Here is a 25,057-nt window from a genome sequence, read left to right as displayed (position 1 = left end):
GGCGCAGTCCTCTCGTCGTTTTAGTAGCGGTAGGTATCGGGCTTGTAGGGGCCCTGCTTGCTCACGCCGATGTAGGCGGCCTGGGAGTCGCTCAGCTCGGTCAGCTGCGCGCCCACCTTCTTGAGGTGCAGGCGGGCCACCTTCTCGTCGAGGATCTTGGGCAGCACGTAGACCTTGCCCACTTCGTAGGCGTCGGGGCGCGAGTACAGCTCGATCTGCGCCAGCGTCTGGTTGGCGAACGAGTTGCTCATCACGAAGCTGGGGTGGCCGGTGGCGCAGCCCAGGTTCACCAGCCGGCCCTTGGCCAGCAGGATGATCTTCTTGCCGTCGGGGAAGGTGATGTGGTCCACCTGGGGCTTGATCTCTTCCCACTCGTACTTCTCGATCGAGGCCACGTCGATCTCGTTGTCGAAGTGGCCGATGTTGCAGACGATGGCCTCGTTCTTCATGGCCACCATGTGCTCGTGGCGGATGATGTCCTTGTTGCCGGTGGTGGTCACGAAGATGTCGCACTTGTCGGCGGCGTATTCCATGGTCACCACGCGGTAGCCTTCCATCGCGGCCTGCAGCGCGTTGATGGGGTCGATCTCGGTCACCCAGACCTGGGCCGACAGCGCGCGCAGCGCCTGGGCACAGCCCTTGCCCACGTCGCCATAGCCGGCCACCACCGCCACCTTGCCGGCGATCATCACGTCGGTCGCGCGCTTGATGCCGTCCACCAGCGATTCGCGGCAGCCGTACAGGTTGTCGAACTTGCTCTTGGTGACCGAATCATTGACGTTGATCGCGCGGAACAGCAGCGTGCCCTTGGCGGACATCTCGTTCAGGCGGTGCACGCCGGTGGTGGTCTCCTCGGTCACGCCCATGATCTGGGCGCTCTTGCGGCTGTACCAGGTGGCATCCTCGGCCAGCTTGGCCTTGATGGCGGCGAAGACGATCTTCTCTTCCTCGGAGCCGGGATTGGCCAGCACCGACAGGTCCTTCTCGGCGCGCTTGCCCAGGTGCATGAGCATGGTGGCGTCGCCGCCGTCGTCCAGGATCATGTTCGGGCCTTCGCCCTCGGCACCCTTGGCGCCGAATTCGAAGATGTTGTGGGTGTAGTCCCAGTAGTCCTGCAGCGACTCGCCCTTGATCGCGAACACCGGCGTGCCGGTGGCGGCGATGGCGGCGGCGGCGTGGTCCTGCGTGGAGAAGATGTTGCACGAGGCCCAGCGCACGTCGGCACCCAGGGCCTTGAGGGTCTCGATCAGCACGGCGGTCTGGATCGTCATGTGCAGCGAGCCGGCGATGCGCGCGCCCTTGAGCGGCTGGGCGGCGGCGAACTCCTCGCGCACGGCCATCAGGCCGGGCATCTCGGTCTCGGCGATCCTGATCTCTTTGCGGCCCCAGTCGGCCAGGGTGATGTCGGCAATGGCCGAATCTGCGGAAACAGGGCGAACGGCAGCGTTCATGGTTTTCTCCAGTGACGAATGAAAAACCACGTTCTGGGGGGAACTTTGGGGAAAGAGCCTCACCGCACAGAAAGCGTGGGTGAGCGTCGTTGCTTGATGATTCCGAGCCTCGCGCCCCGCCATGCTGGGGGCGCTGCAACGCTCCTCGGAAAAATACGCATTGTACCAGCAGCGCCCGCTTGGCAAAGCTTGCCAAACACAGCCGAATGCCCTCTACAATCCAGCCCATGAGCACGGTAACGATGAACATTTCGCTGACCGACGAGTTGAAGGCCTTTGTCGATGCCCGCGTAAAGGCGCGCGGCTACAGCAGCACCAGCGAGTACATGCGCGAGCTGGTGCGGCGCGACGAAGAGCGTGCGGCCGAGGAACGCTTTCGGGCGCTGATCCAGGAAGGCGTCGACTCCGGCCTCGATCCACGCTCGTGGGACGAGCTGCGCGATGGCTGGACGGCACGCATCGCGGCGTCCCGCAGCGCCAAGGGCCCGCCCCGGTGACACCCGCGCTGCTGACCCGCCAGGCCGCAGCCGATCTGGAGCAAGCCTTCGAATACTACTTCGACGCCGCCGATCTGGCGCTGGCCGAACGCTTTCGGGATGCGGTGGACGAGGCGCTGGCGCACATCCGCCGCCACCCCGGCACGGGCTCTGCCCGCTACGCCCAAGGCGACACAGCGGCCTCGGCGCTGCGCTTTTGGAGCCTGAACCACTTTCCCTACGCAGTGTTCTACCTGACCCACCCGGCGCGCATCGACATCGTGCGCGTGCTGCACCAAGCCAGCGACATTCCACAACACCTGCTTTCACCGTAGAGCTTCTTTCTTTTTTTAATCGTGTCCTTCGCACCCGAAACGCGGCGCCGCCGCACCTTCGCCATCATCTCCCACCCCGACGCGGGCAAGACCACGCTGACCGAAAAGCTGCTGCTGTTCTCGGGCGCGATCCAGATCGCCGGTGCCGTCAAGGGCCGCAAGGCCAGCCGCCACGCCACCTCCGACTGGATGGAAATCGAAAAGCAGCGCGGCATCTCGGTGGCCAGCTCGGTCATGCAGATGAGCTACCGCGACCACGTGGTCAACCTGCTCGACACGCCCGGCCACAAGGACTTCTCGGAAGACACCTACCGCGTGCTCACGGCCGTGGATTCGGCGCTGATGGTGATCGATGCCGCCAACGGCGTGGAATCGCAGACCCGCCGCCTGATCGAGGTCTGCCGCCAGCGCGATACGCCCATCATCACCTTCGTCAACAAGATGGACCGCGAGGTGCGCGACCCGCTGGACATCATGGACGAAGTCGAGCGCGAGCTGGGCATGCCCTGCTGCCCCATCACCTGGCCCGTGGGCCAGGGCAAGCAGTTCGGCGGCATCATCAACCTGCGCACGCAGAGCATGACGGTGTTCCAGGCCGGCAGCGAGCGCCGCCCGCAGGATTTCGAGGTGATCCCGCTCGCGCAGGCCGACAAGCTGCGCGCGCGCTTCGGACAGGCCTTCGACGATGCGCTGGAGAGCATGGAGCTGGCCGTGGGCGCATCCGCCGCATGGGACCACGAGGCCTTCCTGGCCGGCAAGCTCACGCCCGTGTTCTTCGGCTCGGGCGTGAACAACTTCGGCGTGATGGAGGTGCTGGATGCGGTGGTCGACATGTCGCCCCCGCCCGGCCCGCGCAAGAGCTCGCTGATCGTCAACAAGCAGCCGGTGGAAAAGATCGTCCAGCCCGAGGACGAAGGCTTTTCCGGCGTGGTCTTCAAGGTGCAGGCCAACATGGATGCCAACCACCGCGACCGCATCGCCTTCGTGCGCGTGGCCTCGGGCAAGTACACGCCCGGCATGAAGATGAAGGTGCAGCGCACCGCCAAGGAGCTGCGCCCCACCAGCGTCGTCACCTTCATGAGCCAGCGCCGCGAGGCGGTGGAAGAAGCCTATGCGGGCGACATCATCGGCTTCACCACGCACGGTGGCGTGCAGCTGGGCGACACCATCACCGATGGCGCCAGCCTGCAGTTCACCGGCCTGCCCTTCTTCGCGCCCGAGATGTTCATGACCGTGGTGCTCAAGAACCCGCTGCGCACCAAGCAGCTGCAGCAGGGCCTGATGCAGCTGGGCGAGGAAGGCGCGATCCAGGTCTTCAAGCCCGAGGCCGGCGGCAACATGCTGCTGGGCGCCGTGGGCCAGTTGCAGTTCGAAGTGGTGCAGCACCGCCTGAACACCGAATACGACTGCGACGTGCGCCTGGAAGGCTGCCAGTACACCGGCGCGCGCTGGATCACGGCCGACACCCCGGCCGAGCTGCGCGAATTCGAGAACGCCTACCCGCTGCGCATGGCGCGCGACGCGGCCGACACGCTGGCCTACCTGTGCACCTCGCCGTATGACGTGCGGCTGGCGCAGGAGCGCTTTCCGAAGATCCATTTCCACCCGCTGAGGGAGCATGCGGGCTTGGCTTTGCAAGCCAAGGGATGACCGCGCTCGCAATGCGGCTGGGCTATGCCGCAGGCCTGTACGCATTGCTGCTGGCCTTTGTGGCCGCATGCTGGGGCTTAGGCGCCACCGCGCTGCGCCACCGCCTGGCCGATACGCGCACGGGCCATCCGCTGGCGATTGCCCTGGGCATGGGCCTGGTGATCTGCGCATTGCAAGCCCAGGCCATCGGCGGGGTACTGACCGCGTGGAGCGTGGCAGCGGTCACCGGCCTGGGCATGGCCGCAGCCGCATGGCAAGCCATTCACCAGCGCAGGCCAGAGGCAAGCGCCAAGGCCTCACCCTTCCCGCACCGGTATTTCTGGCTGGCGCTGCTGGCGCTGGCCGCCCTGCCCACCCTGTGGGCACCGCTGCGCCTGCCGCTGGCCTGGGATGAGCTGATGTACCACCTGCCACAGGCCCGCGAGTGGGCCCTGAGCGGCAGGCTGCAGGTCAACGAATGGCTGCGCTACCCCTGGTTTCCCTATAACTTCGACCTGCTTTTCGCCGCGGCCCTCACGCTGGGCAGTGACGTGCTGCCCCACCTGCTGCACGCCTGCACCGGCTGGGTGACCGCCTGGCTCATCTACCAGCTGGGCCGGCAGTACCTGCAAGACCACGCGGCCGCCTGCCTGGCCGCCGCCATGTGGCTGGCCATCAGCCGCCAATACTATGCAATGGCCTATGTCGACATGGCCGTGGCCATGTTCGTCACCGCCGCCTGTACCGCCTTGTATGCCTGGATAGCCAGCGGCAAGGCCGCCGCGCAGCGCGAGCGCGCCTGGCTGCTGGCCGCCGCCTTCTTGCTCGGGGTTGCGGCAGGCAGCAAATACCAGGTGCTGGCGCTCATCCCCTTCTTTGCCATGGCGGTGCTGGCATATGACCGCCGGCCGCAGACCTGGCTGGCAGCCGCCTTGCTGCTGGCGCTGCCCTGCGCCTACTGGTATGCGCGCAACGCCCTGCTGACCGGCGACCCCTTCAACCCGCTAGGCGGGCGGCTGTTCGGCTTTTCGGACTGGAATGAGGGTGACTACTTCTGGCAATTCGAGGACTTACGCCACCATGCGGGCCCGCCCCATTGGCTGGTCTGGCCAGCGCTGCTGGCACCGCTGGTGCCGGCATTGCGGAGCCAGCGCGCGGCGCGCGCCGCCATGCTGGCGGCAGGCTGCATGGCGCTGGTATGGCTGGCGAGTTCGCGCTATCCCCGCTACCTGATGCAGGCCTATCCGCTGCTGGCGCTGCTGTCGGCCGCGGCCTGCCTGCACATCTTTCGCAGCATCCATGCCTGGATGGGCGCCGGCCTGCCGGCCGCCATGGCCTGGCGCGGCACCCAGGCCATCCTGCTTGGCGCACTGCTCAGCATTGGCGCCCGCTCCATCGCCAAGAGCCATGAGGCTATCGCCCCCACAGCAGCCATGCGTGATGCCTATCTGCAACAGCACCTGGAGGGCTATGGCATCTGGCGCTACCTGCGCGAGCAGCCCCATGTAAAGATATACCAGATCAATCTTGAAGATACGTTGTACTATGCGCCTCGACCCATCTGGGGCGACGTGTTCGGGCCGTGGCGGTACCGGGACTACGCATCGCTCTCCCCCCAGGCCCTGCACGACAAGCTGGCTGCAGAAGGCTTTACCGCGCTGGCCGTTCATACCGGCCGGGCGGCGGATATGGTGGAGCGGGAGGGATTTGGGCAGTATTTTGAATTAGTGATGATTGATGGGGCGGTGCGGCTGTACCAGCTGCGCCATGCTCGCAGCAGACAATGATGACACCTCGACTAACCTACTCCCGCGCCTTTTGGATTCTCTTCACGGCCATCGCCGCAATTTCACTATGGCTGCGAATGGCGTTTCCGATTGTGGCTGCCGGATCGGCCGTACATGATGATTTGCTCTTCGTTCGCTGGGCTGCAGAAATAGGCCTGGGTCATTGGCTAGGAGAGTACAACAATTTGACCCATGCCAAGGGCGTTGGCTACTCGCTATTCCTACTAGTCAATCATGCTACAGGACTGCCGCTCAAATTCACCGAGCATGCACTGTATCTAGCCGCTGCAGGTTTCTTTTCCATAACCATTGGTCAGTTATACCGCTCACGCATCGCCACGCTAGCAACGTTCTTCCTGTTGGCATTCTTTCCAACGGCATGGATAGGCGGCGCTGCAGGCAGGGTTGTGCGGGAAGGCTTGTACATCTCCCAGGCCCTGATGCTCGTTACGCTGGGTATTCGATGCTTCGTCTTACCTACAGAGGCTTCCCCAGCGAAGCAGTTACGCGAGCAATGGGCAACATTGGTGCTGCTTGGCTTTCTTGCGGGCTGGTTCTGGCTCACCCGGGAGGAAGGTGTCTGGCTTGTGCCCGCGATGATGGTATTGGTGGCTTACTGGCTGTTGCGTCAATGCGCTTGGCGTGAACGCTGGCGTTCCATTCTGAGCCTTCTGGCAGTGCCAGTGCTGACGACTTTGCTGGTAATTGGCTTGGTCAATACCGTCAATTTCGCCATGTATAGAGTTTTCCGTAACAATGACTTCCGCTCCAACGACTTTCAGGCCGGGTATGGTGCAATATCGCGCATCAAGCATGAACATTGGCGGAAATACGTACCATTCCCCAAGGATGCACGCGAAAAAGCCTATGAAATGAGTGCCGCCGCGCGTGAACTGAAGCCGTACTTTGAAGGCCCTGGAGGCCAAGCCTGGCTGAACATTACTTGTAGCCAGCCCATGATCTTGCCTTGCAACGAAATTCAGTCAGGCTGGTTAATGTGGGCCTTGCGCGATGCAGTAGCAAATGCAGGGCACTATGTAAATGCAAGCGAAGCAAAGCATTTTTATCGGCGATTGGCCAAGGAAATTGATGAAGGCTGCCGCCAACGCCCTGGCGATTGCCTTCCGGCGCGTGCAACAATGGTTCCGCCATGGCACGAAGGCTATGCCTCAGATACTTTACAAGGATTTTTGAGGGTATTTAATACCTTAGCCACATTGGGCAATATCACGCCATATACATTACCCAGTGAAGGCGAGGCAAAGAATCTTGCCCTATATGATACAGTGACCAATGGCCCATTGGCGCCATTGAAAGATGCGCCGCCCGCCTGGGATGGACATGAGCTTAAGTCTCCTCGCGACGCGACACGAATGCAACTAGCCAACTGGCTCGCAAGCGGGATCAATAAACTTTCTACCTACGGCCTACCGCTAGCATTTCTCATCTGGTTGATATGGTCTATCTCCATACTATGGCAAGCAGTCTCGCGAAAGCAGATTCCAGTTGCCGCATGGTGGGTTACAACTGCACTAGCTGCCGCCGTAACCGCCCGAGTCTTACTGCTCGGCTTTCTTGATGCAACATCCATTCCAAGCAACAACATGCTGTACTTATTCCCCCTGGTACCTCTTTCGCTAGCCATGCTACCTGTGACACTCTGGGGGGCAATTGATTGCCTAAGAAATCACCAAAACCCAAACAATTAACCAAAGACACACCCTACAGTCTTCAACGGGCTTGCTTGCCTCCCATCTTCACTCTTGCAAATCAATAAATCTCACTATTCATCCGTCTCCAATGAGTAAATGAGAAGATTATTTAGAAATATTTTTCATATATCACTGAAAAAATTGCAAGACCGGGAAAATACAACCAAAGACTCAGATGCAAGAAATCAAAGATTCGAAAGAAAAACACCTAGTCAATATGGATGCTCTACGAGCGCTTGCCGTCATTGGAGTTGTTGCACACCACACCAAGGCAGTCACAGGCTTCAGCATCCCCTTTATCGGAGACTATGGTGGCTTGCTAGGCGTAGAGTTATTCTACCTCATTAGCGGGTTCTTAATAACTGAAAGCGCAAGCAAAAGCAATTTAAAAAAATATACAATTCATCGTATATTTAGAATCTTTCCGGCTTATTGGTTCGCCTATTTACTATTTGGCCTTCTCGCGGGGACTTTTCTTCAACCCAATCGAGATTGGTTTGCGTTTTTTCTTAACATTATAAATCTTCAGCAGTTTTCACCAAAGGCGCTGATTGGCTACGATACGTTGCACGTCACATGGACGCTAACAGTGGAATTGATTTGGTATTTTATTGCCCCAATATTTGCAATCAACAAGGGACGCTGGGCCCTCTTGTGGCTAGCCGCAAGCATTTTCATCTCGACCACTTGGAGTGTTTTCGCTGCACAAGGCCACTTCACTAGTTGGTTCGCCAATGGATTCGCCTCACTAGCAACCCCAGCCGACCCTGGTCAAGTGGCAATCATTATAAACAACGCATTCCCAGCCCAGATGTTCTTTTTTATATTTGGTGGATGCATTTACCTTTATCGAGATTTTTTCTTTCGACTCAATGAAACACTTATCAACGCAAGCATTATAATTTTCATTCTTCTGATCGGAATTTATCAAGCAAAATTGCCATCGCCAATATTTCTAACTGGCCTGGGCCTGGGATCTCTAATGTTAAAATTCCTGCGCGCACCAGCGATTCAGGACAAATTATTTCCCAGAATTGGAAAAATCTCATACTCGATATATCTCATCCATTTCCCGATAATTATATTTTGCACTCAGAAATTCAGTGGATCAATGGGACTTCTCTCTATCGCCTTGGCATATGCAATTATTTTCGTCATTTCAAATATCATCTACGAATTGATTGAAAAAAGATTCATTGCAATTGGACGCAAACTTTCCCAATAGTGCAAATGCAATGAAAGACTGCTTTCCCGTCGGTATTACGACCATGCGAACTGCCGAAATCAATCACCCAAATTTCATCACACCTATAGAGTCAGACCAGATACGCACTCCCATCTTTTACTGGATCTGGATTGCACTTATCAGCGCACTATCTCTGTGGCTGCGCATGGCCTTTCCGATATTGGCCGTAGGTTGGGCAGCGCATGACGATCTACTTTTTGTGCGCCTCGCCGCCGAAATTGGCATGGGTCACTGGTTAGGCAACTATAACGAATTGACGCATGCAAAAGGTGTTGGTTATCCACTGTTCTTGCTACTGAATCACGCCACGGCACTGCCTCTGAAGCTTTCTGAGCATGCGCTATATCTGGCATCTGCAGCGTTCTTTGCCCACACGGCTGGTCAGATGCTGCGGTCGCGTTTTTTTGCATTGCTGCTGTTTGCCATCATGGCATTTCAGCCCGCGGCGTGGCTTGAGCAGGCGGGCGGACGGGTGATGCGCGAGGGTATCTATATTTCGCAAACGCTGCTGCTGCTGACACTGGGCTTGCGCTGCTGGGTACTTGCCGCAGCACAAGCCACGCCCAGCGCGCAGTTGCGGCAGCGGTGGCGCATGCTGGTCGCCATGGGCCTGGTCGGTGGATGGTTCTGGTTGACACGCGAAGAGGGCGTGTGGCTGCTACCCGCACTGGCGTTGCTGCTGGCCTATTGGCTATGGACACAGCGCAGCGCGCTGCGCTATTGGAAGGCTGCATTAGCCTTTACCTCATTGCCGATTCTGGTGGCCACGCTGGTGGTCGGTGCAGTTAACACTACCAATTTCGCGGTATATGGCGTATTTCGCAATAACGATTTCCGGTCCAGCGATTTTTTGGCCGGCTACGGGGCGCTGACGCGTATCCGCCACGACCATTGGCAACGCTATGTACCCTTTCCCAAGGATGCACGCGAGCGCGCCTATGCCATGAGCGAGGCAGCACGCGAGCTGAAACCCTATTTCGAAGGCGATGGTGGCGAATTCTGGCGGCGCGGAGGCTGCGCGCAAACCCAGACCTCCCCATGCCCCGAAATTCTATCGGGCTGGTTCATGTGGGCGCTGCGCAGAGCAGTAGCAACGACTGGGCACTACCAAAACGCACAGGAGGCACGGGCTTTCTACCGCAGGCTGGCGGCAGAGATTGATGCTGGCTGCCGCCAGCGCCCGGGCGACTGCCTGCCACCGCGCGCTACGATGATACCGCCGTGGCACAAGGGCTATGCGCTGGATGCGATCAAGGCATCTGGCCAGGTGTTCTGGACGCTCGCGACCCTGGACCATGCAACGCTCAAGCCTTACCACAGTGTGGGCCAGCCCTTGCATCTGAAGCTGTTCGAGGTAGTGACCAATGGCCCCATCGCACCCGAGGCCGATCCACCTCCGCTAGAGGTCGACCTGACTTCGCCGCGCGACAAAATGCGCATGCGGCTAGCGCAGTGGATAGCCACAGCCATGAGCAAAGTGTCGACAGTGGCGCTCCCGCTGGCCTTTGCATTGTGGGCGCTATGGTCTATCGCCTTGCTGGTGCGCCGGCGCATGCCGGATGCCGCTTGGATGCTGGCAGCTACCCTGGTCGTGGCGCTGGTCACACGGGTGGCGCTGCTCGGTTTTCTAGAGGCGACATCCATCCCCAGCAACTACATCCTGTACTTGTTCCCCGTTGTGCCACTGTCACTGGCATTGCCGGTGGTGATGGTGTGGAGCATCGCACGTTTGCTCAGGCCAGATACCAAAAGCGGGCACAATGCGGCAACTATTTGAATAATTGAGAAGAATCCTGAATATGAGTGCACAACAGCCAGGTCTCTACCGCAACCAGCGCATCGCCGTCATCCTCCCCTGCCACAACGAGGAGCTGACGGTACGGCCGGTGGTCGAGGGCTTCCGCCAGGCGCTGCCCGAGGCTGAGATCTATATCTTCAACAACCTCTCGACCGACCGCACGGCGGAGATCGCTGTCGAAGTTGGCGCACATGTGCGCAATGTCAACCTCAAGGGCAAGGGCAATGTGGTGCGCCGCATGTTCGCCGATGTGGACGCCGACGTGTATGTGATGGCCGATGGCGACGCCACCTACCATGCGCCTTCGGCGCGTGCCTTGATTGACATGCTGATCGACCAGCAGCTGGACATGGTGGTCGGCGCACGGGTGGAATCCGAGCCCGAGCCGGGCGACAAGGGCGAGACCTACCGGCCCGGCCACCGGCTGGGCAACAAGCTGCTGACGGGCAGCGTGCAGAAGATCTTCGGTGGCAGCTTTCGCGACATGCTGTCGGGCTACCGGGTGTTTTCGCGGCGCTATGTCAAATCGTTCCCGGCGCATTCGCATGGCTTCGAGATCGAGACCGAGCTGAACGTGCACGCGCTGGAGCTGCGCATGCCCTGCGCGGAGATGGATACGCCCTACGGCGCACGCCCCGAGGGCTCTGCCTCCAAGCTGTCCACCTACCGCGATGGCTGGCGCATCCTCAAGACGATCGGCCGCCTGGTGGTCAGCGAAAAGCCCCTGCATTTCTTTGGCTGGCTGGGCGCGCTGCTGGTGCTGCTGGCGGTGCTGCTGGCCGCGCCCATCCTGGTGGAGTTTGGCCATACCGGGCTGGTGCGGCGCTTTCCCACGCTGAGCCTGGTGACGGCGCTGGTGGTCAGCGGCGCGCTGTCGTTCGTCACCGGATTGATCCTGCAGGCCATCACGCTGGCGCGCCGCGAGGTCAAGCAGTTCGCCTATCTGTCGGTGGATGCGCCCAGCGCCGACGGCAAACGATGAAAATCAGCCGCTCGTTTGCATGGTTCGCCGTGGCGGGCGGGCTTGCGTTTGTGGTGGACGTCGGCGTGCTGGCCCTGCTGCGCGAGGTGCTTGGCGTGTATGCGGCGCGGGCCGTGTCGTTCTGGCTGGCAGCCACCACCACCTGGCTCATCAACCGCAATATCTCGTTTGCGGGCCGCCCGGCCTCGGGCAGCCTGTTGAACGAATACCTGCGCTACCTATTGCTGGTGCTGGGCGGCGGGGCGGTGAACCTGGCCGTCTATTCGCTGCTGGCCTGGCGCTTTGCGCAGACGCCGCTGTGGCTGACGGTGTATGTCGCACTCGGCACGCTGGCGGGCATGGTGGTCAACTACCTGGGCATGAGCCGGCTGCTGTATCGGCAGCAGCCGAATGCATGAGTCGTCCGTGCGCATCGCCGTCGCCATACCCTGCTACAAGGTCACCCAGCATGTGCTGAAGGTGCTGCAGGCGATCGGGCCGGAGGTGGAGGCGATCTACGCGGTCGATGACGCCTGCCCCGAAGGCAGTGGCCGTTTCATCGAAGCCCATTGCTCGGATACGCGCGTGCGGGTGCTGTTCCACCACGAGAATCAGGGCGTGGGCGGCGCCATGGTAAGCGCCTATAAGGCGGCGATTGCCGACGGCATGGACATCGTGGTCAAGATCGACGGCGACGGCCAGATGGACCCCGGACTGCTGCCGCATTTCGTGCGGCCGCTGCTGCGCGAGGAAGCCGACTACACCAAGGGCAATCGCTTCTTCAGGCCCGAGTCCGTGCTGGGCATGCCACCCATACGCCTGTTCGGCAACGCGGTGCTGTCTTTCCTGACCAAGCTCAGTTGCGGGCAATGGCAAGTCATGGACCCCACGAACGGCTATACCGCGGTGCGCACCTGCGTGCTGCGCGAGATCCCGCTGGACAAGCTGGAGAAGCGCTTCTTCTTTGAAACCGACATGCTCTTTCGGCTCGGCACCGTGCGCGCCCTGGTCAAGGACATTCCCATGGATGCGGTGTATTCGTACGAGGTGTCCAACCTGCTCATCCGCAAGGTGGCGCCCGAGTTTCTGCGCAAGCATCTGTCGCGGCTGGTGCGGCGCTATGTGTACAGCTACTGGGTGCGGGACTTCAACGTTGGCAGCCTCTACAGCCTGGCGGCATGCGTGCTGCTGCTGTGGGGCGCGGGCTTTGGCGGCTACCACTGGGCAAAAAGCATCCTGCACGGCGACTTCACCTCCAGCGGCACGGTGATGCTTGCGGCGCTGCCGATCATCATCGGCATCCAATGCCTGATTGCATTCCTGCATTACGACGTGAGCAATATCCCCTCTGAGCCGATCAGCCGTACGCTGGAAGATCTCTAGCCCGGCAGCCCCGTCGTTTCTATCCAAGAGCCCCTGCTCTTCGTTCCCCTATGCAGCCCCTCCACACCTGGAATCCCCCCGCCAACCTCATCGGCCTGTTCACCGACATCGACGACACCTTGACCACCGATGGCGCCGTGGCGCCCGAGGTGGTGGCGGCCATCGGCCAGTTGAAGGCGCGCGGGCTGGCGGTGATTCCGATCACCGGCCGCCCGGTGGGCTGGAGCGTGCCTTTCGCCCAGGCCTGGCCGGTGGATGCCATCGTGGCGGAGAACGGCGCGGTGGCGCTGCGCCGGCGGGCCGACGGCACGCTGCAAAAGCTCTACCAGCAGGACTCGGCTACCCGCCAGCGCAACCATGCCGCGATGCAGCGGGTGCTGGCCGCCGTCGAAGCCACGGTGCCCGGCGCGCGCCGCGCCGAGGACTCGGCCGGGCGCGAATGCGATATCGCGGTGGACCACAGCGAGTTCGTGCAGCTGGCGCAGCCGCAGATCGACGCCTGCCTGCGCATCATGCGGGACGCCGGCATGAACGCCACGGTCAGCAGCATCCACATCAATGGCTGGTTTGGCGCGCACAACAAGCTGCAGGGCGCGCGCTGGATCGTGCGGGAGTTGTACGGGCGCGAGCTCGATGCCGAGCTGGACCGCTGGTGCTATATCGGCGATTCGACCAACGACCAGCTGATGTTCGAGGCCTTTGCCAACAGCTTTGGCGTGGCCAACATCGCGCGCTTCGTGCCGCAGCTGGCGCACCTGCCGCGCTATGTGACGCGGCACGAGCGCGGCGCGGGCTTTATCGAGCTGGCCGAGCGGCTATGCGCGGCGGCAGGCTGAGTTTCAGAAGCCAACGCCTTTGGCGCTGGCGGCTTGACCTTGGATTCTTGAGCCATACTCTTTGATGAAGACCATTCCAAGGAAGAAGACCGCTTCATCATGCTGGGCATGAGCAGCGCATCCAACCTGCTGGTTGTCTGCCACTGCGAGCGAGGCAGCGAAAATACCATTCGCATCATCTCTGCGCGCAAAGCCACCAAGCCCGAGGCCCGCCACTACACGCGAGATTAAGCCATGAAAGCCGAATACGATTTTTCCAAGATGCGGTCGCGCAAGAATCCATACGCGGCAAAACTCAAGAAGCCCGTCTCCATGCGCTTGTCGGAGGATGTGGTCGAGTATTTCAAGAATATGGCGAATGAGGCCGGCGTACCCTACCAAAGCCTTATCAATCTCTACCTGCGCGATTGCGTCATGACCCACCGCAAGGTGCAGATAGCCTGGCCCGCCACAAAGAACTAAGAAGGCGATTGCCGGCCTTCAGCCATGTGCGACCATGGCCTCACCCTCAAAACAATAGCTTCCCGCGCTTTTCCTGCAATGCTTTCAATGGCCTATATACCTAAAAATCACTGCCATCAAGCGCCAGAAGCTCCTGTTTCAGGAGCAAACTGATCAAGGCTTAAAGTCGAACTGCTGCTGCAGGATGACCTTGATCGGCTGGCCGCCCTTGGTGGCGGGGCGGTAGTTCCAGCGCTTGACGGCGCGCTCCACCTCGGTGGCCATGTCTTTGGAGGTGCTGGTCAGCGTCTTCACATCGCCCACCGAGCCATCGGTGTTCACCACGAACTGCACGCGCACGCTGGCCGGTTGCGCCTGCGTGCCCGCCGGGTAGGGATAGCGCGGCGCGGCTCCGGTGACCAGCTGGGGTGGCGTGTCGCAGGCGTTGTTGGCGCAGCCCGAAGCGGCCACGGCCGGCGCTGGCGTGGCGGCCGCCGGGGCGTTGGCATCGGCCGAAGCCTGGCTGCCCGGGGTGGCGCAGCCGGCCAGTGCAAAGGCGGCCACCATGCTCATGGCCAAAAAACTTCTCTGAAAGGTGGTCATCTTGTGCGTTTCCATAGACTCGTGCCGCCTTGTTTTACCATGCCCATGGCGCTGGTTTGCAAAGGCTTGCAAATGCCTTGCAAGACAAGGCGCGTGAACAGCGGGGATCATAGCCCGAACCGGATTTGCGCAAGTCGTGATACCTTTGCCGGCCTGTTCTTCTTTTCTCTGACTTCTGACTGTCCAAGGAAACATACGCAATGACAACCGGATATCCCGATACCCGCCTGATGATCAACAATGAATGGGTCGATGCCGAAGGCGGCCGTACCATCGATGTGGTGAACCCCGCTTCGGGCCAGGTGATTGGCAAGGTGGCGCATGCGGCCAAGGCGGACATGGACCGTGCGCTGGCCGCCGCGCAAAAGGGCTTCGAGACCTGGCGCGCCCTGCCCGCGATCGAGCGCGCCGCCATCATGCGCCGCGCCGCCGGGCTGCTGCGCGAGCGCGCCGACGCCATCGGCCGATTGCTGACGCAGGAGCAGGGCAAGCCGCTGGTCGAGGCCAAGGGCGAGGCGCTGGCCGGCGCCGGCATCATCGAATGGTTTGCGGACGAGGGCCTGCGCGTGTACGGCCGCATCGTGCCCGCGCGCGTCACCAATGTGCAGCAGCTGGTGATCAAGGAGCCGGTGGGCCCGGTGGCGGCCTTTACGCCGTGGAACTTCCCGATCAACCAGGTGGTGCGCAAGCTGGGCGCGGCGCTGGCCACGGGCTGCTCCTTCCTGGTGAAGGCGCCCGAAGAGACCCCGGCCTCGCCGGCCGCGCTGCTGCAGTGCTTTGTGGATGCCGGCATTCCGCCCGGCGTGATCGGCCTGCTGTATGGCTCGCCGGCCGAGATTTCCGAATACCTGATTCCCCACCCCATCATCCGCAAGGTGACCTTCACCGGCTCCACCGCGGTGGGCAAGCAGCTGGCCGCGCTGGCCGGCGCGCACATGAAGCGGGTGACCATGGAGCTGGGCGGCCACGCGCCGGTGATCGTGGCCGAGGACGCCGACGTGGCCCTGGCCGCCCGTGCCGTGTCCGCCGCCAAGTTCCGCAACGCCGGCCAGGTCTGCATCTCGCCCACGCGCTTCCTGGTGCACAGCAGCCTGCGCGAGGAGTTTGCCCAGGCCATGGTCAAGCACGCCGAGGGCCTGAAGCTTGGCGACGGCCTGGCCGATGGCACCACGCTGGGCCCGCTGGCCAACCCGCGCCGCCTCACCGCCATGGCCCAGGTGGTGAGCGATGCCGCCGCCAAGGGCGCCAAGGTGGCCACCGGCGGCGAGCGCGTGGGCAGTGCGGGCAACTTCTTCGCGCCCACGATCCTGACGGACGTGCCGCTCAACGCCTCGGTGTTCAACGACGAGCCCTTCGGCCCGATCGCCGCGATCCGCAGCTTCGACAAGCTGGAAGACGCCATCGCCGAAGCCAACCGCCTGCCCTACGGCCTGTCCGCCTATGCCTATACCCGCGCGTACAAGAACGTGCAGATGCTGGCGCACGGCATCGAGGCCGGCATGGTGTGGATCAACCAGCCCGCCACGCCCACGGCCGAATTCCCGTTCGGCGGCATCAAGGATTCGGGCTACGGCAGCGAAGGCGGCCCCGAGGCCATGGAGGCCTACCTGAACTCCAAGGCGGTGTCGATCACGGCGGTGTAAGCCAGCCCCCGTCCTGAGCTTGTCTTGAGGCAGCAAGGGCAGGCCTGGCGCCTGCCCTTTATCATTAGTGCATGAAGCCTTCCGAAGCCCTGGACCTGCATCGTGCGGCAATCCGCCGCATCGTCGAGTCGCACCGCAGCCGCAACGCCAGGGTGTTCGGCTCGGTACTGCATGGGCGGGACACCAATGGCAGCGACCTCGATCTCCTTATCGACCCGACGCCGGACACCACACTGTTCGACATTGGAGCCATCCGCCATGAGCTGGTCGTGCTGCTCGGCGTGCCCGTGGACGTGCTGACCCCCAATGCACTGCCGGATTCATTCCGTGCTGCAGTGCTTGCCGAGGCTCGTCCGGTATGAGCCGCGATCAACAACGCCTGATGGACTATCTCGGGCATATCCTCGAAGCCATTCAACGCATCCACCAGTACACGAAGAGCCTGGACGAACCCGGCTTCCTGAGCACCCCGCTAGTGCAGGATGCGGTGATCCGCAATTTCGAAATCATCGGCGAGGCCTGCAACAATATCGAAAAGCACCATCCCGATTTCGTAGCCCGCCACCCTCGGTTGCCTCTGGCCTCCGCCTACCAGATGCGCAATGCGTTGGCCCATGGCTACTTCAAGGTGGACTTCGCCGTTGTCTGGAAGACCATCCAAAGCGAGCTGCCCGGGTTCCAGGCTCAAATCCTGGATGCACGAGCCCACGCTACCCAATAGCACTAGCCAGCTCCTGCGCAATCTCCCAAGACTGGCCCGGCGCCAGCGCCAGCGGCGCGTCGATGCGGGCGGCCTCCACGCACAGCATGTGGCGCCAGCCGTCATCGGGCAGGTCGGCCAGCTCGGCGCTCAGCGCCGCGCCGGGGTTCCAGACCACGGTTTCGGTGGCGCCCGGCTGGTTGTCGATCGCCAGCCTTGCAGCCCCTTGCTCAAGCGCCAGCGCATGCGCGGCGCCAGCGCGCGGCAGCGAGAACACCCGGTCGAACCCCGCGCCCGGCGCGTCGCCAAAGGCAATGCGCTCGCGCGGCTCGGCAAAGCGCGTGTCGGCCAGCGCATCCCAGCAAGCCAGCCCCTGCAGGCCGTGCAGGCAGCAACGGGTGATGTCGTCCACCCGCAGGTAGGTGTGCAGCGCGGCCGTCAGCGCCCAGGGCCGGGTACCCGTGTTCGTGGCCTGCAGCCGCACCCGCAGGCGGTTCGGCGCCAGCATCACCGACAGGCGCGCCTCGAAAGACTCTGGCCACCACGCGTGTGTTGCCTCGCTGCTGTGCAAAACCATCTCCAGCACACCGTCCCCCTGCTGCGCAACCTGCCACGGCAGGTTGCGGGCAAAGCCATGCTTGGGCAAGGGGCCACGCTGGTTGAACTGCGGAAAGCACACCGGAATGCCGCCGCGGATGGCGCTGTGCCCATCGGCCGCCGAGCACGGGCTGAGGTACAGGCGCTCCACGCCGTCGGCCCCATCTGCGGTCCGCCAAGACAGCACCTGGGCGCCCTGCAGCGCCACCGCCACGCTGTCGCCGGCTGGCGACTGGTAGCGCAGTGCGGCAATGCCCTGGATCTGCACCGCTTGCCAGGCCTGGTTCATTGCAGATCTCCGTTTGCGTTCACATGGCCGTCAAAGCGCATCTCGGCATAGCGCACCGTGCGCGCGCCAGTGGCCAGGCGGTAGCTCCACCAGACCAGCAGGAACACCGGCAGGCCGATGTAGGTGGCCACCACGCCGCCCCAGTCGATGCGATCCTGCAGGAAAGCCTGGTAGTTCTGCCCCAGCGTGATCAGCATGCACAGCACGAAGGCAAAGACCGGCCCGAAGGGAAACAGCGAGGCGCGGTACGGCAGCAGCCCCAGCTCGTGCCCCTGCGCCACGAAGCCCTTGCGAAAGCGGTAGTGGCTCACCGCGATGCCCAGCCAGGCGATGAAGCCGGTCATGCCCGACAGGTTCAGCAGCCACAGGTAGACCGCGTTCGGACTGAACAGAAAGCTGAAGAAGCACAGCCCCGCCACCACGGTGGTGGCCATCAGCGCATACAAGGGCACGCCGTTCCTGCTGAGCCGCGCGAACACCCGCGGCGCCATGCCCTGGCAGGCCAGCGTGTACAGCATGCGGGTTGAGGCATACATGCCCGAGTTGCCGGCCGACAGCACCGAGGTCAGCACCACCGCGTTCATCACCGCCGCGGCCGACAGCAGCCCCGCCTTCTGGAACACCAGCGTGAACGGGCTCACGCTGATGTCGCCCACCTCCTGGCGCAGCAGCTGCGGATCGGTATAGGGAATGAGCGAGCTGATCACCGCGATCGCCAGCACATAGAACAGCAGAATGCGCCAGAACACCTGGCGCACCGCGCGGGGAATGTTCCTGGCCGGGTCCTCCGACTCGGCCGCGGCAATGCCGATCAGCTCGGTGCCCTGGAACGAGAAGCCCACGATCATCGCCACGCCGATCAGCGCCGCGAAGCCGCCGGCAAACGGCGCGTCGGCCACGCTCCAGTTGGCCAGGCTGGCCCAGGGCGCCGGCGCCGGGCCGCCCTTGAGGATGCCGGCGATCATCAGCACGCCCAGCGCGATGAAGACGATCACCGTCGTCACCTTGATGGCCGAAAACCAGTATTCGGCCTCGCCGAAGCCCTTGACCGAGATGGCGTTGAGCCCCAGCATCAGCGCCAGGAACAGCGCGCTCCACAGGTAGCCCGGCACCTGCGGAAACCAGTAGCCCATCACCAGCTGCGAGGCCACCAGGTCCACCGCGATGGTGATCGCCCAGTTGTACCAGTAGTTCCAGCCCAGCGCGAAGCCGAAGCCCTCGTCCACATAGCGCGCGCCATAGGTGGCGAACGAGCCCGACACCGGCATGTAGGCCGCCAGCTCGCCCAGGCTGGTCATCAGGAAGTAGACCATCAGCCCGATCACCGCATAGGCCAGCAGCGCCCCGCCCGGCCCCGCCTGCGAGATGGTGGCGCCCGAGGCCACGAACAGCCCGGTGCCGATGGAGCCGCCGATGGCGATCATCGACAGGTGCCGGGCCTTCAGCTCGCGCCGCAATCCGCCGCTGTCCGTGGGTGGCCCGGCCTTGTTACTACTCGAATCAGCCTGCATAACGATGAAAAACTTGCCCAAAGGGCGGTCATTATCCGGGCAATCGCAGGCGGGCGGACCGGCGCGCGCAAACGGGTGCCAAGCAGGCACCAAACAGGCACAATGGCGCCCGGGGAACGCCCTGCGTTCCCGGCGCGGCCGCACCGCCCCACCCGGGCAGCCGTTATCGCTCACAGGTGCTGCGGCATTTTCCGGTGAGACCATCATGCAAACCTGGCAAGACTTCAAGCAACAATATCTGGTGCGCTTCTGGTCGCCCGTGCCCGCCGTCATCGCGGCCGGCGTGCTGGCGGCGTACTACTTCGGCATCACCGGCACCTTCTGGGCGGTCACCGGCGAATTCACCCGCTGGGGCGGCCATGTGCTGCAGCTGCTGGGCGTGGACATCTCCAGCTGGGGCTACTTCCGGCTCATCGGCATGCAGGGCACGCCGCTGACCCGGGTGGACGGCGTGATGATCATCGGCATGTTCGCCGGCTGCCTGTCGGCGGCGCTGTGGGCCAACAACATCAAGCTGCGCATGCCGCACCACCGCATCCGCGTGGCGCAGGCCATCGTGGGCGGCATCATCGCGGGCTTTGGCGCGCGGCTGGCCATGGGCTGCAACCTGGCGGCCTTCTTCACCGGCATCCCGCAGTTCTCGCTGCATGCCTGGTTCTTCGCCATCGCCACCGCCATCGGCTCGCTGGCGGGCGCCAAGGTCGGCATGCTACCCATCTTCCGCATCCCGGTGAAGCTGCAGAAGGTAAGCGCCGCGCTGCCGCTGCAGCAGCACGAGGCCCAGGCGCGCAAGCGCTTTCGGCTGGGCATGCTGATCTTCGCGGCCTTCGTCGCCTGGGCGCTGGCCAAGGTGCTGGAAGCGCCCAAGCTCGGTTTCGCGGCGCTGTTCGGCCTGGCGTTCGGGCTGATCATCGAGCGCGCCCAGGTATGCTTTACCTCGGCCTTCCGCGACCTGTGGCTCACCGGCCGCACCCAGATGGCCAAGGCCATCATCATCGGCATGGCGGCCAGCGCCATCGGCGTCTATGGCTATGCGCAGCTGGGCCTGGACCAGAAGATCTTCTGGGCCGGGCCGAACGCGGTGATCGGCGGCCTGCTGTTCGGCTTCGGCATCGTGCTGGCCGGCGGCTGCGAGACGGGCTGGATGTACCGCGCGGTTGAAGGCCAGGTGCACTACTGGTGGGTGGGCCTGGGCAATGTGCTCGGCTCCACGCTGCTGGCCGCGGTGTGGGACGACCTGGCCCCGGCCATCGCCGTCAACTACGACAAGGTCAACCTGCTGAAGGTCTTCGGCCCGCAAGGCGGCTTGCTCGTCACCTACGCGCTGCTGGCCGTGGCGCTGCTGCTGGTGCTGTGGTGGGAGCGGCATTTCTTCAACCGCAAACGGCCGCAGCCCGGCATCGCCGCCACCGTGGCCCGAGGCGCCTGAAAGGATCCGATGACCAAGCCTACCTACACCCCCACCTATCGCATCGACATGATGGGCGAGCCCTGCCCCTACCCGGCCATCGCCACGCTGGAGGCGCTGCCCCAGCTGCAGCCGGGCGAGATACTGGAGGTGGTCTCCGACTGCCCGCAGTCGATCAACAACATCCCGCTCGACGCCAGGAACCACGGCTACGAGGTGCTGGAGATCCAGCAGGACGGCCCCACCATCCGCTACCTGATCCGCCGCTGAACGCCCAAGCCAAGGCCGGCCGGCACATGGCTATGCCGTTTGCCGCCCCCGGCCCGCCAGCAAGGCCAGCACGCCCAGCAGCAGGAACCCGCCGAACGCCGCCAGCGCCGCGCCCTGGCCCCAGCGGTCGGCCAGCGCGCCGGCAAACACCACCGGCACGCTGAAGCCCACATAGGCCAGCACGAAAAAGCCCGCGCTCACCCGGGCCTGCCTGCCATCGGCCAGCGCGGCCACGCCCGCCAGCCCGCCGAGATAGACGAAGCCATAGCAGGCACTGCTCGCCAGCAGGGCGCCGAGCAGCACGCAGGCCAGTTGCCCCTGCAGCGCCCCGAGGGCCAGCAGGCCATAGGCGGGCAGCAGCGTCCACAACCCGATGGCCGTGGCCCGCGCCGGCGGGCAGCGGCGTGCCGCCGGCTGAAAGAGCAGCCCGCAGCTGATGGCCAGCAGCGTGGTCGCGCCCGACCAATGTGCCAGCCCATGCCGCGCCAGCACCGCCGGCAGCACCGAAATCACCAGCCCTGAGGTTGCCCAGGCCAGCAGGATCGCCAGGCCGAACCAGGCCGTGCCCGGCGGGTAGCTGGGCAGGCGGAGCATGGCCGCCGCCGGCGTTCGCACGGCCGGCCCTGCCGGCAGCCAGCGCAGCAGCAGGGCGGCGGCGGCCAGCGCCGCCACATGCAGCGCGTAGCTGGGCGGCGCGAGCCCCGCACCGGGGCCCATGGTCAACGTGGTGACGAGCGGCCCCAGCCCGAAGCCCAGCGAGGTGCTAGCCGTGACCCAGCTGGCGGCGCTGGCCATGCCATCCGGCCGCCCGGCCAGCAGCTCGCCCATATAGGCCAGTGCCGTGGCCGACATCAGCGCCGAGCCCATGCCCAGCAGCCAGCGCGCCAGCGCCAGCGACAGCAGCTGCGGCCACAGCGCCATCACCAGCGTGGCCATGCCCGACAGCACCAGCGCGGCCAGCATCACCGGCCGGCGCCCGACGCGGTCCGACAGCCCGCCCAGCAGCAGCAGCACCGGCAGCACCCCGGCGACGTAAAAGGAGAAGGCCAGCGTGGTGGCCGCCAGCCCATGGCCGCCGCGCGCCGCGATCGCCGGATACAGCGGCACATGCAGGTTCACGCCCACGGTGATCGTCAGCAGCGCCCAGGCCAGGCAGGCCGCCTGCCCCCGTTCACCCGCCATGCGCCCAACGCTGGCGCCACGTTGCAATCCGTTCATTGCGCCACTCTAGTGGCCCGCCTGCAACTGTGCCAGGTACACTTTGCCATTCAATCGCCCAACCGTACCCCTGGTTTGGCGGAACAGTTGGAGCCTGCCCGTGCCTGCCACCACCGAACGCCCATTGCCGCTGGTCACCCAGATCGAGCAGGAGCTGCGCGCGCGCATGGCGCGCGGCCTGCTGGGCGCCGGCATGCGGCTGCCATCCATCCGCGGGCTGGCCGATGCGCGCGGCGTGAGCCGCAACACGGTGATCGAGGCCTACGAGCGCCTGCGCGCCCAAGGCCTGGTGCGCTCGCGCCAGGGTTCGGGCTACTTCGTGCAGGAGCCGCCTTCACCTAGCCCACCCAGCGCCGGCGGCGCGCTCATGCCGCAGCAGGCCGAAGACGTGGCCGGCGAGCTGTGGCAGCTGTTCAGCGATGCGCCACACACACTCAAGCTCGGCTGCGGCTGGCTGCCCGACAGCTGGCGCGAGCAGGAAGCGCTGGCCGCCGCCATCCGCCAGGTGGCGCGCCGCGAGGCGCAGGCGCTGTTCGACTACAGCACCCCGCTGGGCAGCCCCGCGCTGCGTGCGCTGCTGCAGCAGCAGTTGGGCGCGCGGCTCGGCTTTGGCGTGGCCGCCGCGCAGATCATGCTGACCAGCGGCGCCAGCCATGCGCTCGACCTGCTGGTGCGCTACCTGCTGCGCCCGGGCGACGAGGTGCTGGTCGAGTCGCCCGGCTACTACAACCTGTTCGGCCTGCTCAAGCTGCACGGCATCCGCATGCTCGAAGTGCCGCGCACGCCGCAGGGCCCCGATGTGGATGCGCTGGCGCGCCTGCTGCAGGCCCACCGGCCCAAGGCCTTCTTCGTCAACAGCGTGTTCCACAATCCCACGGGCAGCCTGCTATCCGCCGCCGTGGCCCACCGCATCCTGCAGCTGGCCGAGCAGCACGGGCTCGTGCTCGTCGAGGACGACATCTACGCCGACCTGCAGAGCGAGCCCAGCGTGCGCCTGGCCACGCTGGACCAGCTGCAGCGCGTGATCTACCTGGGCAGCTTCTCCAAGACCCTGTCGTGCTCGCTGCGCGTGGGCTATATCGCGGCCGGCGCGGCCGTGCTGCGCCCGCTGGTTGATGTGAAGATGCTCACCAGCATCGCATCGTCGCGCTTTGCCGAAGAGGTGGTGGCCTCGATGATCGAAAACGGCAGCTACCGCCGGCTGGCCGAGCGCCTGCGGCGCCGGCTCGAAGGCCAGCAGGCGGCGGTGCAGCAGCTGATGGCCTCGGCGGGCTGGGATATCTGGGGCCCGCCCGCGGGCGGCATGTTCATCTGGGCGCGCCGCCCGGGCGTGGACGACTCCGCCACGCTGGTGGCCGCCGCCGAGCGCCGCGGCATCAGCCTCTCGCCCGGGTCGGCCTTCATGCCGAACGGAGCGGCCAGCCCCTGGCTGCGCATCAATGTGGCCTATGCCACCGAGCCAGCGGCCGTGGCTTTTCTGGCCGACCCCGGGGTTTGAGCCCTCTCGCCGGCCCGGGCGGGCGGCAAAGAAAAACGGAGCCCGCAGGCTCCGCTTCTCTTGCCTTGCCGTGTGGCGGGCCGGGCTATCAATATTCCCAGAACATGCGCTGCAGCTCCTGGGTGCTGGCATTCCGGGTCAGCGCCAGCATGGTCAGGATGCGGGCCTTCTCGGGGCGCATGTCGTGTGCCACCACCCAGTCGTACTTGTCGTCGGGCTGCTCGGCATTGCGCAGCACGAAGCCATAGGGCACGCGCGACGAGCGCACCACCAGCACGCCCTTGCCACGCGCTTCCTGCAGCGCCGGCACCATGCGGTCGGCCACCGAGCCATTGCCGGTGCCGGCGTGCACGATGGCCTTGGCGCCGCTGTTCACCAGCGCATCCAGCGCGGTGCGCTGCACCGTGCCGTAGGCGTAGACGATGTCCACCTGCGGCAGCGTGGTGATGTTGTCGATGTTGAACTCCGAGTTCATCGTATGGCGCTTGGCGGGGTTGCGGAACCAGTAGTTCTTGCCTTCGACGATCATGCCCAGCGGGCCCCACTGGCTCTGGAACGCGCCGGTCTTGATGTTCACGTCCTTGTTCACGTCGCGCGCGGTCTGGATCTCGTCGTTCATCGTCACCAGCACGCCCTTGCCCTCGGCGTCCTTGGCGGCGGCCACGCTCACCGCGTCCACCAGGTTCAGCGCGCCATCGGCCGACAGCGCGGTGCCGGGGCGCATCGAGCCCACGACCACGATCGGCTTGGTGGTGTGCACCGTCAGGCTCAGGAAGTAGGCGGTCTCGGCCAGCGTGTCGGTGCCGTGGGTGACCACGATGCCGTCCACGTCGGACTGCTTGGACAGCGCCGACACACGCCGCGCCAGCGCCAGCAGGTTGTCGTTGGTGAAGCTCTCGGACGCGATCTGGAACACCTGCTCACCGCGCACATGGGCCACCTTCGCCAGCTCGGGCAGGCCGGCCAGCAGCTTGTCCACCGGCACCTTGGCGGCGCTGTAGGTGGCGCTGTTCATCGCCGATGCGCCGGCGCCGGCAATGGTGCCGCCAGTGGCCAGCACGACCACGTTGCGCTGGCCCTGCGGGGCCGGTGCCGTAGCGGTGGCGGTGGCGGTGGCGGCCGGCGCGGCAGCGGGAGCCGCCGCCTGGGCGGCAGCCGGAGCAGCCGGGTTTTGCGCGCAGGCGCCCAGGCCCAGCGCCAGCGCCAAGGTGATCGCCGACAGGGCCGGCAGGCGCGCAATGCGCGAAAGTTGGGAAGACATACAA

General features: G+C 64.1%; 24 protein-coding genes and 1 riboswitch. Of the genes, 18 read left to right on the top strand and 6 right to left on the bottom strand.

Annotation, left to right across the window (positions count from 1 at the left end; all coding sequences use genetic code 11):
* Positions 1–20: 20 nt before the first annotated feature.
* Entirely contained in the window at positions 21–1,451 is a 1,431-nt protein-coding gene (ahcY, locus tag ACODRX_RS03450) for an adenosylhomocysteinase (protein ID WP_488869645.1), read from the bottom strand.
* A gap of 74 nt (positions 1,452–1,525) precedes the next feature.
* A riboswitch (S-adenosyl-L-homocysteine riboswitch) is annotated at positions 1,526–1,604 on the bottom strand.
* Positions 1,605–1,693: 89 nt separating this feature from the next.
* Here ahcY and ACODRX_RS03445 point away from each other — a divergent pair.
* The 12 genes from ACODRX_RS03445 (at position 1,694) to ACODRX_RS03390 (ending at position 14,076) form a co-directional block, all read left to right on the top strand.
* Complete coding sequence (locus ACODRX_RS03445; RefSeq protein WP_488869644.1) at positions 1,694–1,948, top strand: type II toxin-antitoxin system ParD family antitoxin; 255 nt, start codon at positions 1,694–1,696, stop codon at positions 1,946–1,948.
* Positions 1,945–2,262: a type II toxin-antitoxin system RelE/ParE family toxin gene (locus ACODRX_RS03440; protein WP_488869643.1), complete on the top strand. Its 318-nt coding sequence runs from the start codon at positions 1,945–1,947 to the stop codon at positions 2,260–2,262. The genes ACODRX_RS03445 and ACODRX_RS03440 overlap by 4 nt, the downstream gene beginning before the upstream one ends.
* A gap of 21 nt (positions 2,263–2,283) precedes the next feature.
* A complete protein-coding gene (locus ACODRX_RS03435) occupies positions 2,284–3,912 on the top strand; it encodes a peptide chain release factor 3 (RefSeq protein ID WP_488869642.1) in 1,629 nt (542 codons plus the stop codon).
* A complete protein-coding gene (locus tag ACODRX_RS03430) occupies positions 3,909–5,678 on the top strand; it encodes an ArnT family glycosyltransferase (RefSeq protein ID WP_488869641.1) in 1,770 nt (589 codons plus the stop codon). Before ACODRX_RS03435 ends, ACODRX_RS03430 begins: the two co-directional genes overlap by 4 nt.
* Positions 5,675–7,387, top strand: a complete 1,713-nt coding sequence (locus tag ACODRX_RS03425; protein ID WP_488869640.1) for a hypothetical protein — start codon at positions 5,675–5,677, stop codon at positions 7,385–7,387. Before ACODRX_RS03430 ends, ACODRX_RS03425 begins: the two co-directional genes overlap by 4 nt.
* A gap of 178 nt (positions 7,388–7,565) precedes the next feature.
* A complete protein-coding gene (locus ACODRX_RS03420; RefSeq protein WP_488869639.1) occupies positions 7,566–8,615 on the top strand; it encodes an acyltransferase family protein in 1,050 nt (349 codons plus the stop codon).
* Positions 8,572–10,413 (top strand): hypothetical protein, encoded by a 1,842-nt coding sequence (locus ACODRX_RS03415; protein WP_488869638.1) that lies wholly within the window; start codon positions 8,572–8,574, stop codon positions 10,411–10,413. Before ACODRX_RS03420 ends, ACODRX_RS03415 begins: the two co-directional genes overlap by 44 nt.
* 22 nt (positions 10,414–10,435) lie before the next feature.
* Positions 10,436–11,416, top strand: a complete 981-nt coding sequence (locus tag ACODRX_RS03410; RefSeq protein WP_488869637.1) for a glycosyltransferase family 2 protein — start codon at positions 10,436–10,438, stop codon at positions 11,414–11,416.
* Positions 11,413–11,814, top strand: coding sequence for a GtrA family protein (locus ACODRX_RS03405; protein ID WP_488869636.1), 402 nt, complete (start codon positions 11,413–11,415; stop codon positions 11,812–11,814). Before ACODRX_RS03410 ends, ACODRX_RS03405 begins: the two co-directional genes overlap by 4 nt.
* Positions 11,807–12,778: a glycosyltransferase family 2 protein gene (locus ACODRX_RS03400; RefSeq protein ID WP_488869635.1), complete on the top strand. Its 972-nt coding sequence runs from the start codon at positions 11,807–11,809 to the stop codon at positions 12,776–12,778. The genes ACODRX_RS03405 and ACODRX_RS03400 overlap by 8 nt, the downstream gene beginning before the upstream one ends.
* A 50-nt stretch (positions 12,779–12,828) precedes the next feature.
* Positions 12,829–13,614, top strand: coding sequence for an HAD-IIB family hydrolase (locus ACODRX_RS03395; protein WP_488869634.1), 786 nt, complete (start codon positions 12,829–12,831; stop codon positions 13,612–13,614).
* Between the two features lie 234 nt (positions 13,615–13,848).
* Positions 13,849–14,076: a CopG family antitoxin gene (locus ACODRX_RS03390; RefSeq protein WP_488869633.1), complete on the top strand. Its 228-nt coding sequence runs from the start codon at positions 13,849–13,851 to the stop codon at positions 14,074–14,076.
* Between the two features lie 153 nt (positions 14,077–14,229).
* Here the strand turns inward: ACODRX_RS03390 and ACODRX_RS03385 are convergent, their stop codons facing one another.
* The gene (locus tag ACODRX_RS03385; RefSeq protein ID WP_488869632.1) at positions 14,230–14,658 is read right to left on the bottom strand and encodes an energy transducer TonB; all 429 of its coding nucleotides are present in this window, start codon (positions 14,656–14,658) and stop codon (positions 14,230–14,232) included.
* Between the two features lie 200 nt (positions 14,659–14,858).
* Here ACODRX_RS03385 and ACODRX_RS03380 point away from each other — a divergent pair, with 200 nt between their 5' ends.
* The 3 genes from ACODRX_RS03380 to ACODRX_RS03370 all read left to right on the top strand — a co-directional run bounded on the left by ACODRX_RS03380 (position 14,859) and on the right by ACODRX_RS03370 (position 17,022).
* The gene (locus tag ACODRX_RS03380; protein WP_488869631.1) at positions 14,859–16,301 is read left to right on the top strand and encodes an NAD-dependent succinate-semialdehyde dehydrogenase; all 1,443 of its coding nucleotides are present in this window, start codon (positions 14,859–14,861) and stop codon (positions 16,299–16,301) included.
* 71 nt (positions 16,302–16,372) lie between these two features.
* Entirely contained in the window at positions 16,373–16,663 is a 291-nt protein-coding gene (locus ACODRX_RS03375; RefSeq protein WP_488869630.1) for a nucleotidyltransferase family protein, read from the top strand.
* A complete protein-coding gene (locus ACODRX_RS03370; protein WP_488869629.1) occupies positions 16,660–17,022 on the top strand; it encodes a HepT-like ribonuclease domain-containing protein in 363 nt (120 codons plus the stop codon). Before ACODRX_RS03375 ends, ACODRX_RS03370 begins: the two co-directional genes overlap by 4 nt.
* Here the strand turns inward: ACODRX_RS03370 and ACODRX_RS03365 are convergent.
* Complete coding sequence (locus ACODRX_RS03365) at positions 17,012–17,887, bottom strand: D-hexose-6-phosphate mutarotase (protein WP_488869628.1); 876 nt, start codon at positions 17,885–17,887, stop codon at positions 17,012–17,014. The genes ACODRX_RS03370 and ACODRX_RS03365 overlap by 11 nt on opposite strands.
* Positions 17,884–19,398, bottom strand: coding sequence for an amino acid permease (locus tag ACODRX_RS03360; protein ID WP_488869627.1), 1,515 nt, complete (start codon positions 19,396–19,398; stop codon positions 17,884–17,886). Before ACODRX_RS03360 ends, ACODRX_RS03365 begins: the two co-directional genes overlap by 4 nt.
* Before the next feature lie 205 nt (positions 19,399–19,603).
* Here ACODRX_RS03360 and yedE point away from each other — a divergent pair, with 205 nt between their 5' ends.
* Together yedE and yedF are read left to right on the top strand one after the other, a co-directional pair.
* Positions 19,604–20,827, top strand: a complete 1,224-nt coding sequence (yedE, locus tag ACODRX_RS03355) for a selenium metabolism membrane protein YedE/FdhT (protein WP_488869626.1) — start codon at positions 19,604–19,606, stop codon at positions 20,825–20,827.
* A 9-nt stretch (positions 20,828–20,836) separates the two neighbouring features.
* Entirely contained in the window at positions 20,837–21,076 is a 240-nt protein-coding gene (yedF, locus tag ACODRX_RS03350) for a sulfurtransferase-like selenium metabolism protein YedF (RefSeq protein WP_488869625.1), read from the top strand.
* Between the two features lie 30 nt (positions 21,077–21,106).
* On the opposite strand, the gene ACODRX_RS03345 is transcribed toward yedF, so the two are convergent.
* Positions 21,107–22,294, bottom strand: a complete 1,188-nt coding sequence (locus tag ACODRX_RS03345) for an MFS transporter (RefSeq protein ID WP_488869624.1) — start codon at positions 22,292–22,294, stop codon at positions 21,107–21,109.
* A gap of 100 nt (positions 22,295–22,394) precedes the next feature.
* Between ACODRX_RS03345 and ACODRX_RS03340 the strand changes: the two genes are divergently transcribed.
* Complete coding sequence (locus ACODRX_RS03340; protein WP_488869623.1) at positions 22,395–23,792, top strand: aminotransferase-like domain-containing protein; 1,398 nt, start codon at positions 22,395–22,397, stop codon at positions 23,790–23,792.
* Between the two features lie 88 nt (positions 23,793–23,880).
* On the opposite strand, the gene ACODRX_RS03335 is transcribed toward ACODRX_RS03340, so the two are convergent.
* Positions 23,881–25,053 carry an asparaginase gene (locus ACODRX_RS03335; RefSeq protein WP_488869622.1) on the bottom strand — a complete coding sequence of 391 codons (1,173 nt, stop codon included), beginning with the start codon at positions 25,051–25,053 and terminating at the stop codon, positions 23,881–23,883.
* Positions 25,054–25,057 lie beyond the last annotated feature (4 nt).

This window comes from Comamonas sp. FG99, assembly GCF_057808605.1.
This window is presented reverse-complemented; position numbering and strand designations above follow the sequence as displayed.

Coding starts and splice junctions, on each gene's coding strand:
- ahcY (WP_488869645.1), bottom strand. CDS start 1,451: ATGAACGCTGCCGTTCGCCCTGTTTCCGCAGATTCGGCCATTGCCGAC.
- ACODRX_RS03445 (WP_488869644.1), top strand. CDS start 1,694: ATGAACATTTCGCTGACCGACGAGTTGAAGGCCTTTGTCGATGCCCGC.
- ACODRX_RS03430 (WP_488869641.1), top strand. CDS start 3,909: ATGACCGCGCTCGCAATGCGGCTGGGCTATGCCGCAGGCCTGTACGCA.
- ACODRX_RS03425 (WP_488869640.1), top strand. CDS start 5,675: ATGATGACACCTCGACTAACCTACTCCCGCGCCTTTTGGATTCTCTTC.
- ACODRX_RS03420 (WP_488869639.1), top strand. CDS start 7,566: ATGCAAGAAATCAAAGATTCGAAAGAAAAACACCTAGTCAATATGGAT.
- ACODRX_RS03410 (WP_488869637.1), top strand. CDS start 10,436: ATGAGTGCACAACAGCCAGGTCTCTACCGCAACCAGCGCATCGCCGTC.
- ACODRX_RS03405 (WP_488869636.1), top strand. CDS start 11,413: ATGAAAATCAGCCGCTCGTTTGCATGGTTCGCCGTGGCGGGCGGGCTT.
- ACODRX_RS03400 (WP_488869635.1), top strand. CDS start 11,807: ATGCATGAGTCGTCCGTGCGCATCGCCGTCGCCATACCCTGCTACAAG.
- ACODRX_RS03395 (WP_488869634.1), top strand. CDS start 12,829: ATGCAGCCCCTCCACACCTGGAATCCCCCCGCCAACCTCATCGGCCTG.
- ACODRX_RS03390 (WP_488869633.1), top strand. CDS start 13,849: ATGAAAGCCGAATACGATTTTTCCAAGATGCGGTCGCGCAAGAATCCA.
- ACODRX_RS03385 (WP_488869632.1), bottom strand. CDS start 14,658: ATGACCACCTTTCAGAGAAGTTTTTTGGCCATGAGCATGGTGGCCGCC.
- ACODRX_RS03380 (WP_488869631.1), top strand. CDS start 14,859: ATGACAACCGGATATCCCGATACCCGCCTGATGATCAACAATGAATGG.
- ACODRX_RS03375 (WP_488869630.1), top strand. CDS start 16,373: ATGAAGCCTTCCGAAGCCCTGGACCTGCATCGTGCGGCAATCCGCCGC.
- ACODRX_RS03370 (WP_488869629.1), top strand. CDS start 16,660: ATGAGCCGCGATCAACAACGCCTGATGGACTATCTCGGGCATATCCTC.
- ACODRX_RS03365 (WP_488869628.1), bottom strand. CDS start 17,887: ATGAACCAGGCCTGGCAAGCGGTGCAGATCCAGGGCATTGCCGCACTG.
- ACODRX_RS03360 (WP_488869627.1), bottom strand. CDS start 19,398: ATGCAGGCTGATTCGAGTAGTAACAAGGCCGGGCCACCCACGGACAGC.
- yedE (WP_488869626.1), top strand. CDS start 19,604: ATGCAAACCTGGCAAGACTTCAAGCAACAATATCTGGTGCGCTTCTGG.
- yedF (WP_488869625.1), top strand. CDS start 20,837: ATGACCAAGCCTACCTACACCCCCACCTATCGCATCGACATGATGGGC.
- ACODRX_RS03345 (WP_488869624.1), bottom strand. CDS start 22,294: ATGAACGGATTGCAACGTGGCGCCAGCGTTGGGCGCATGGCGGGTGAA.
- ACODRX_RS03335 (WP_488869622.1), bottom strand. CDS start 25,053: ATGTCTTCCCAACTTTCGCGCATTGCGCGCCTGCCGGCCCTGTCGGCG.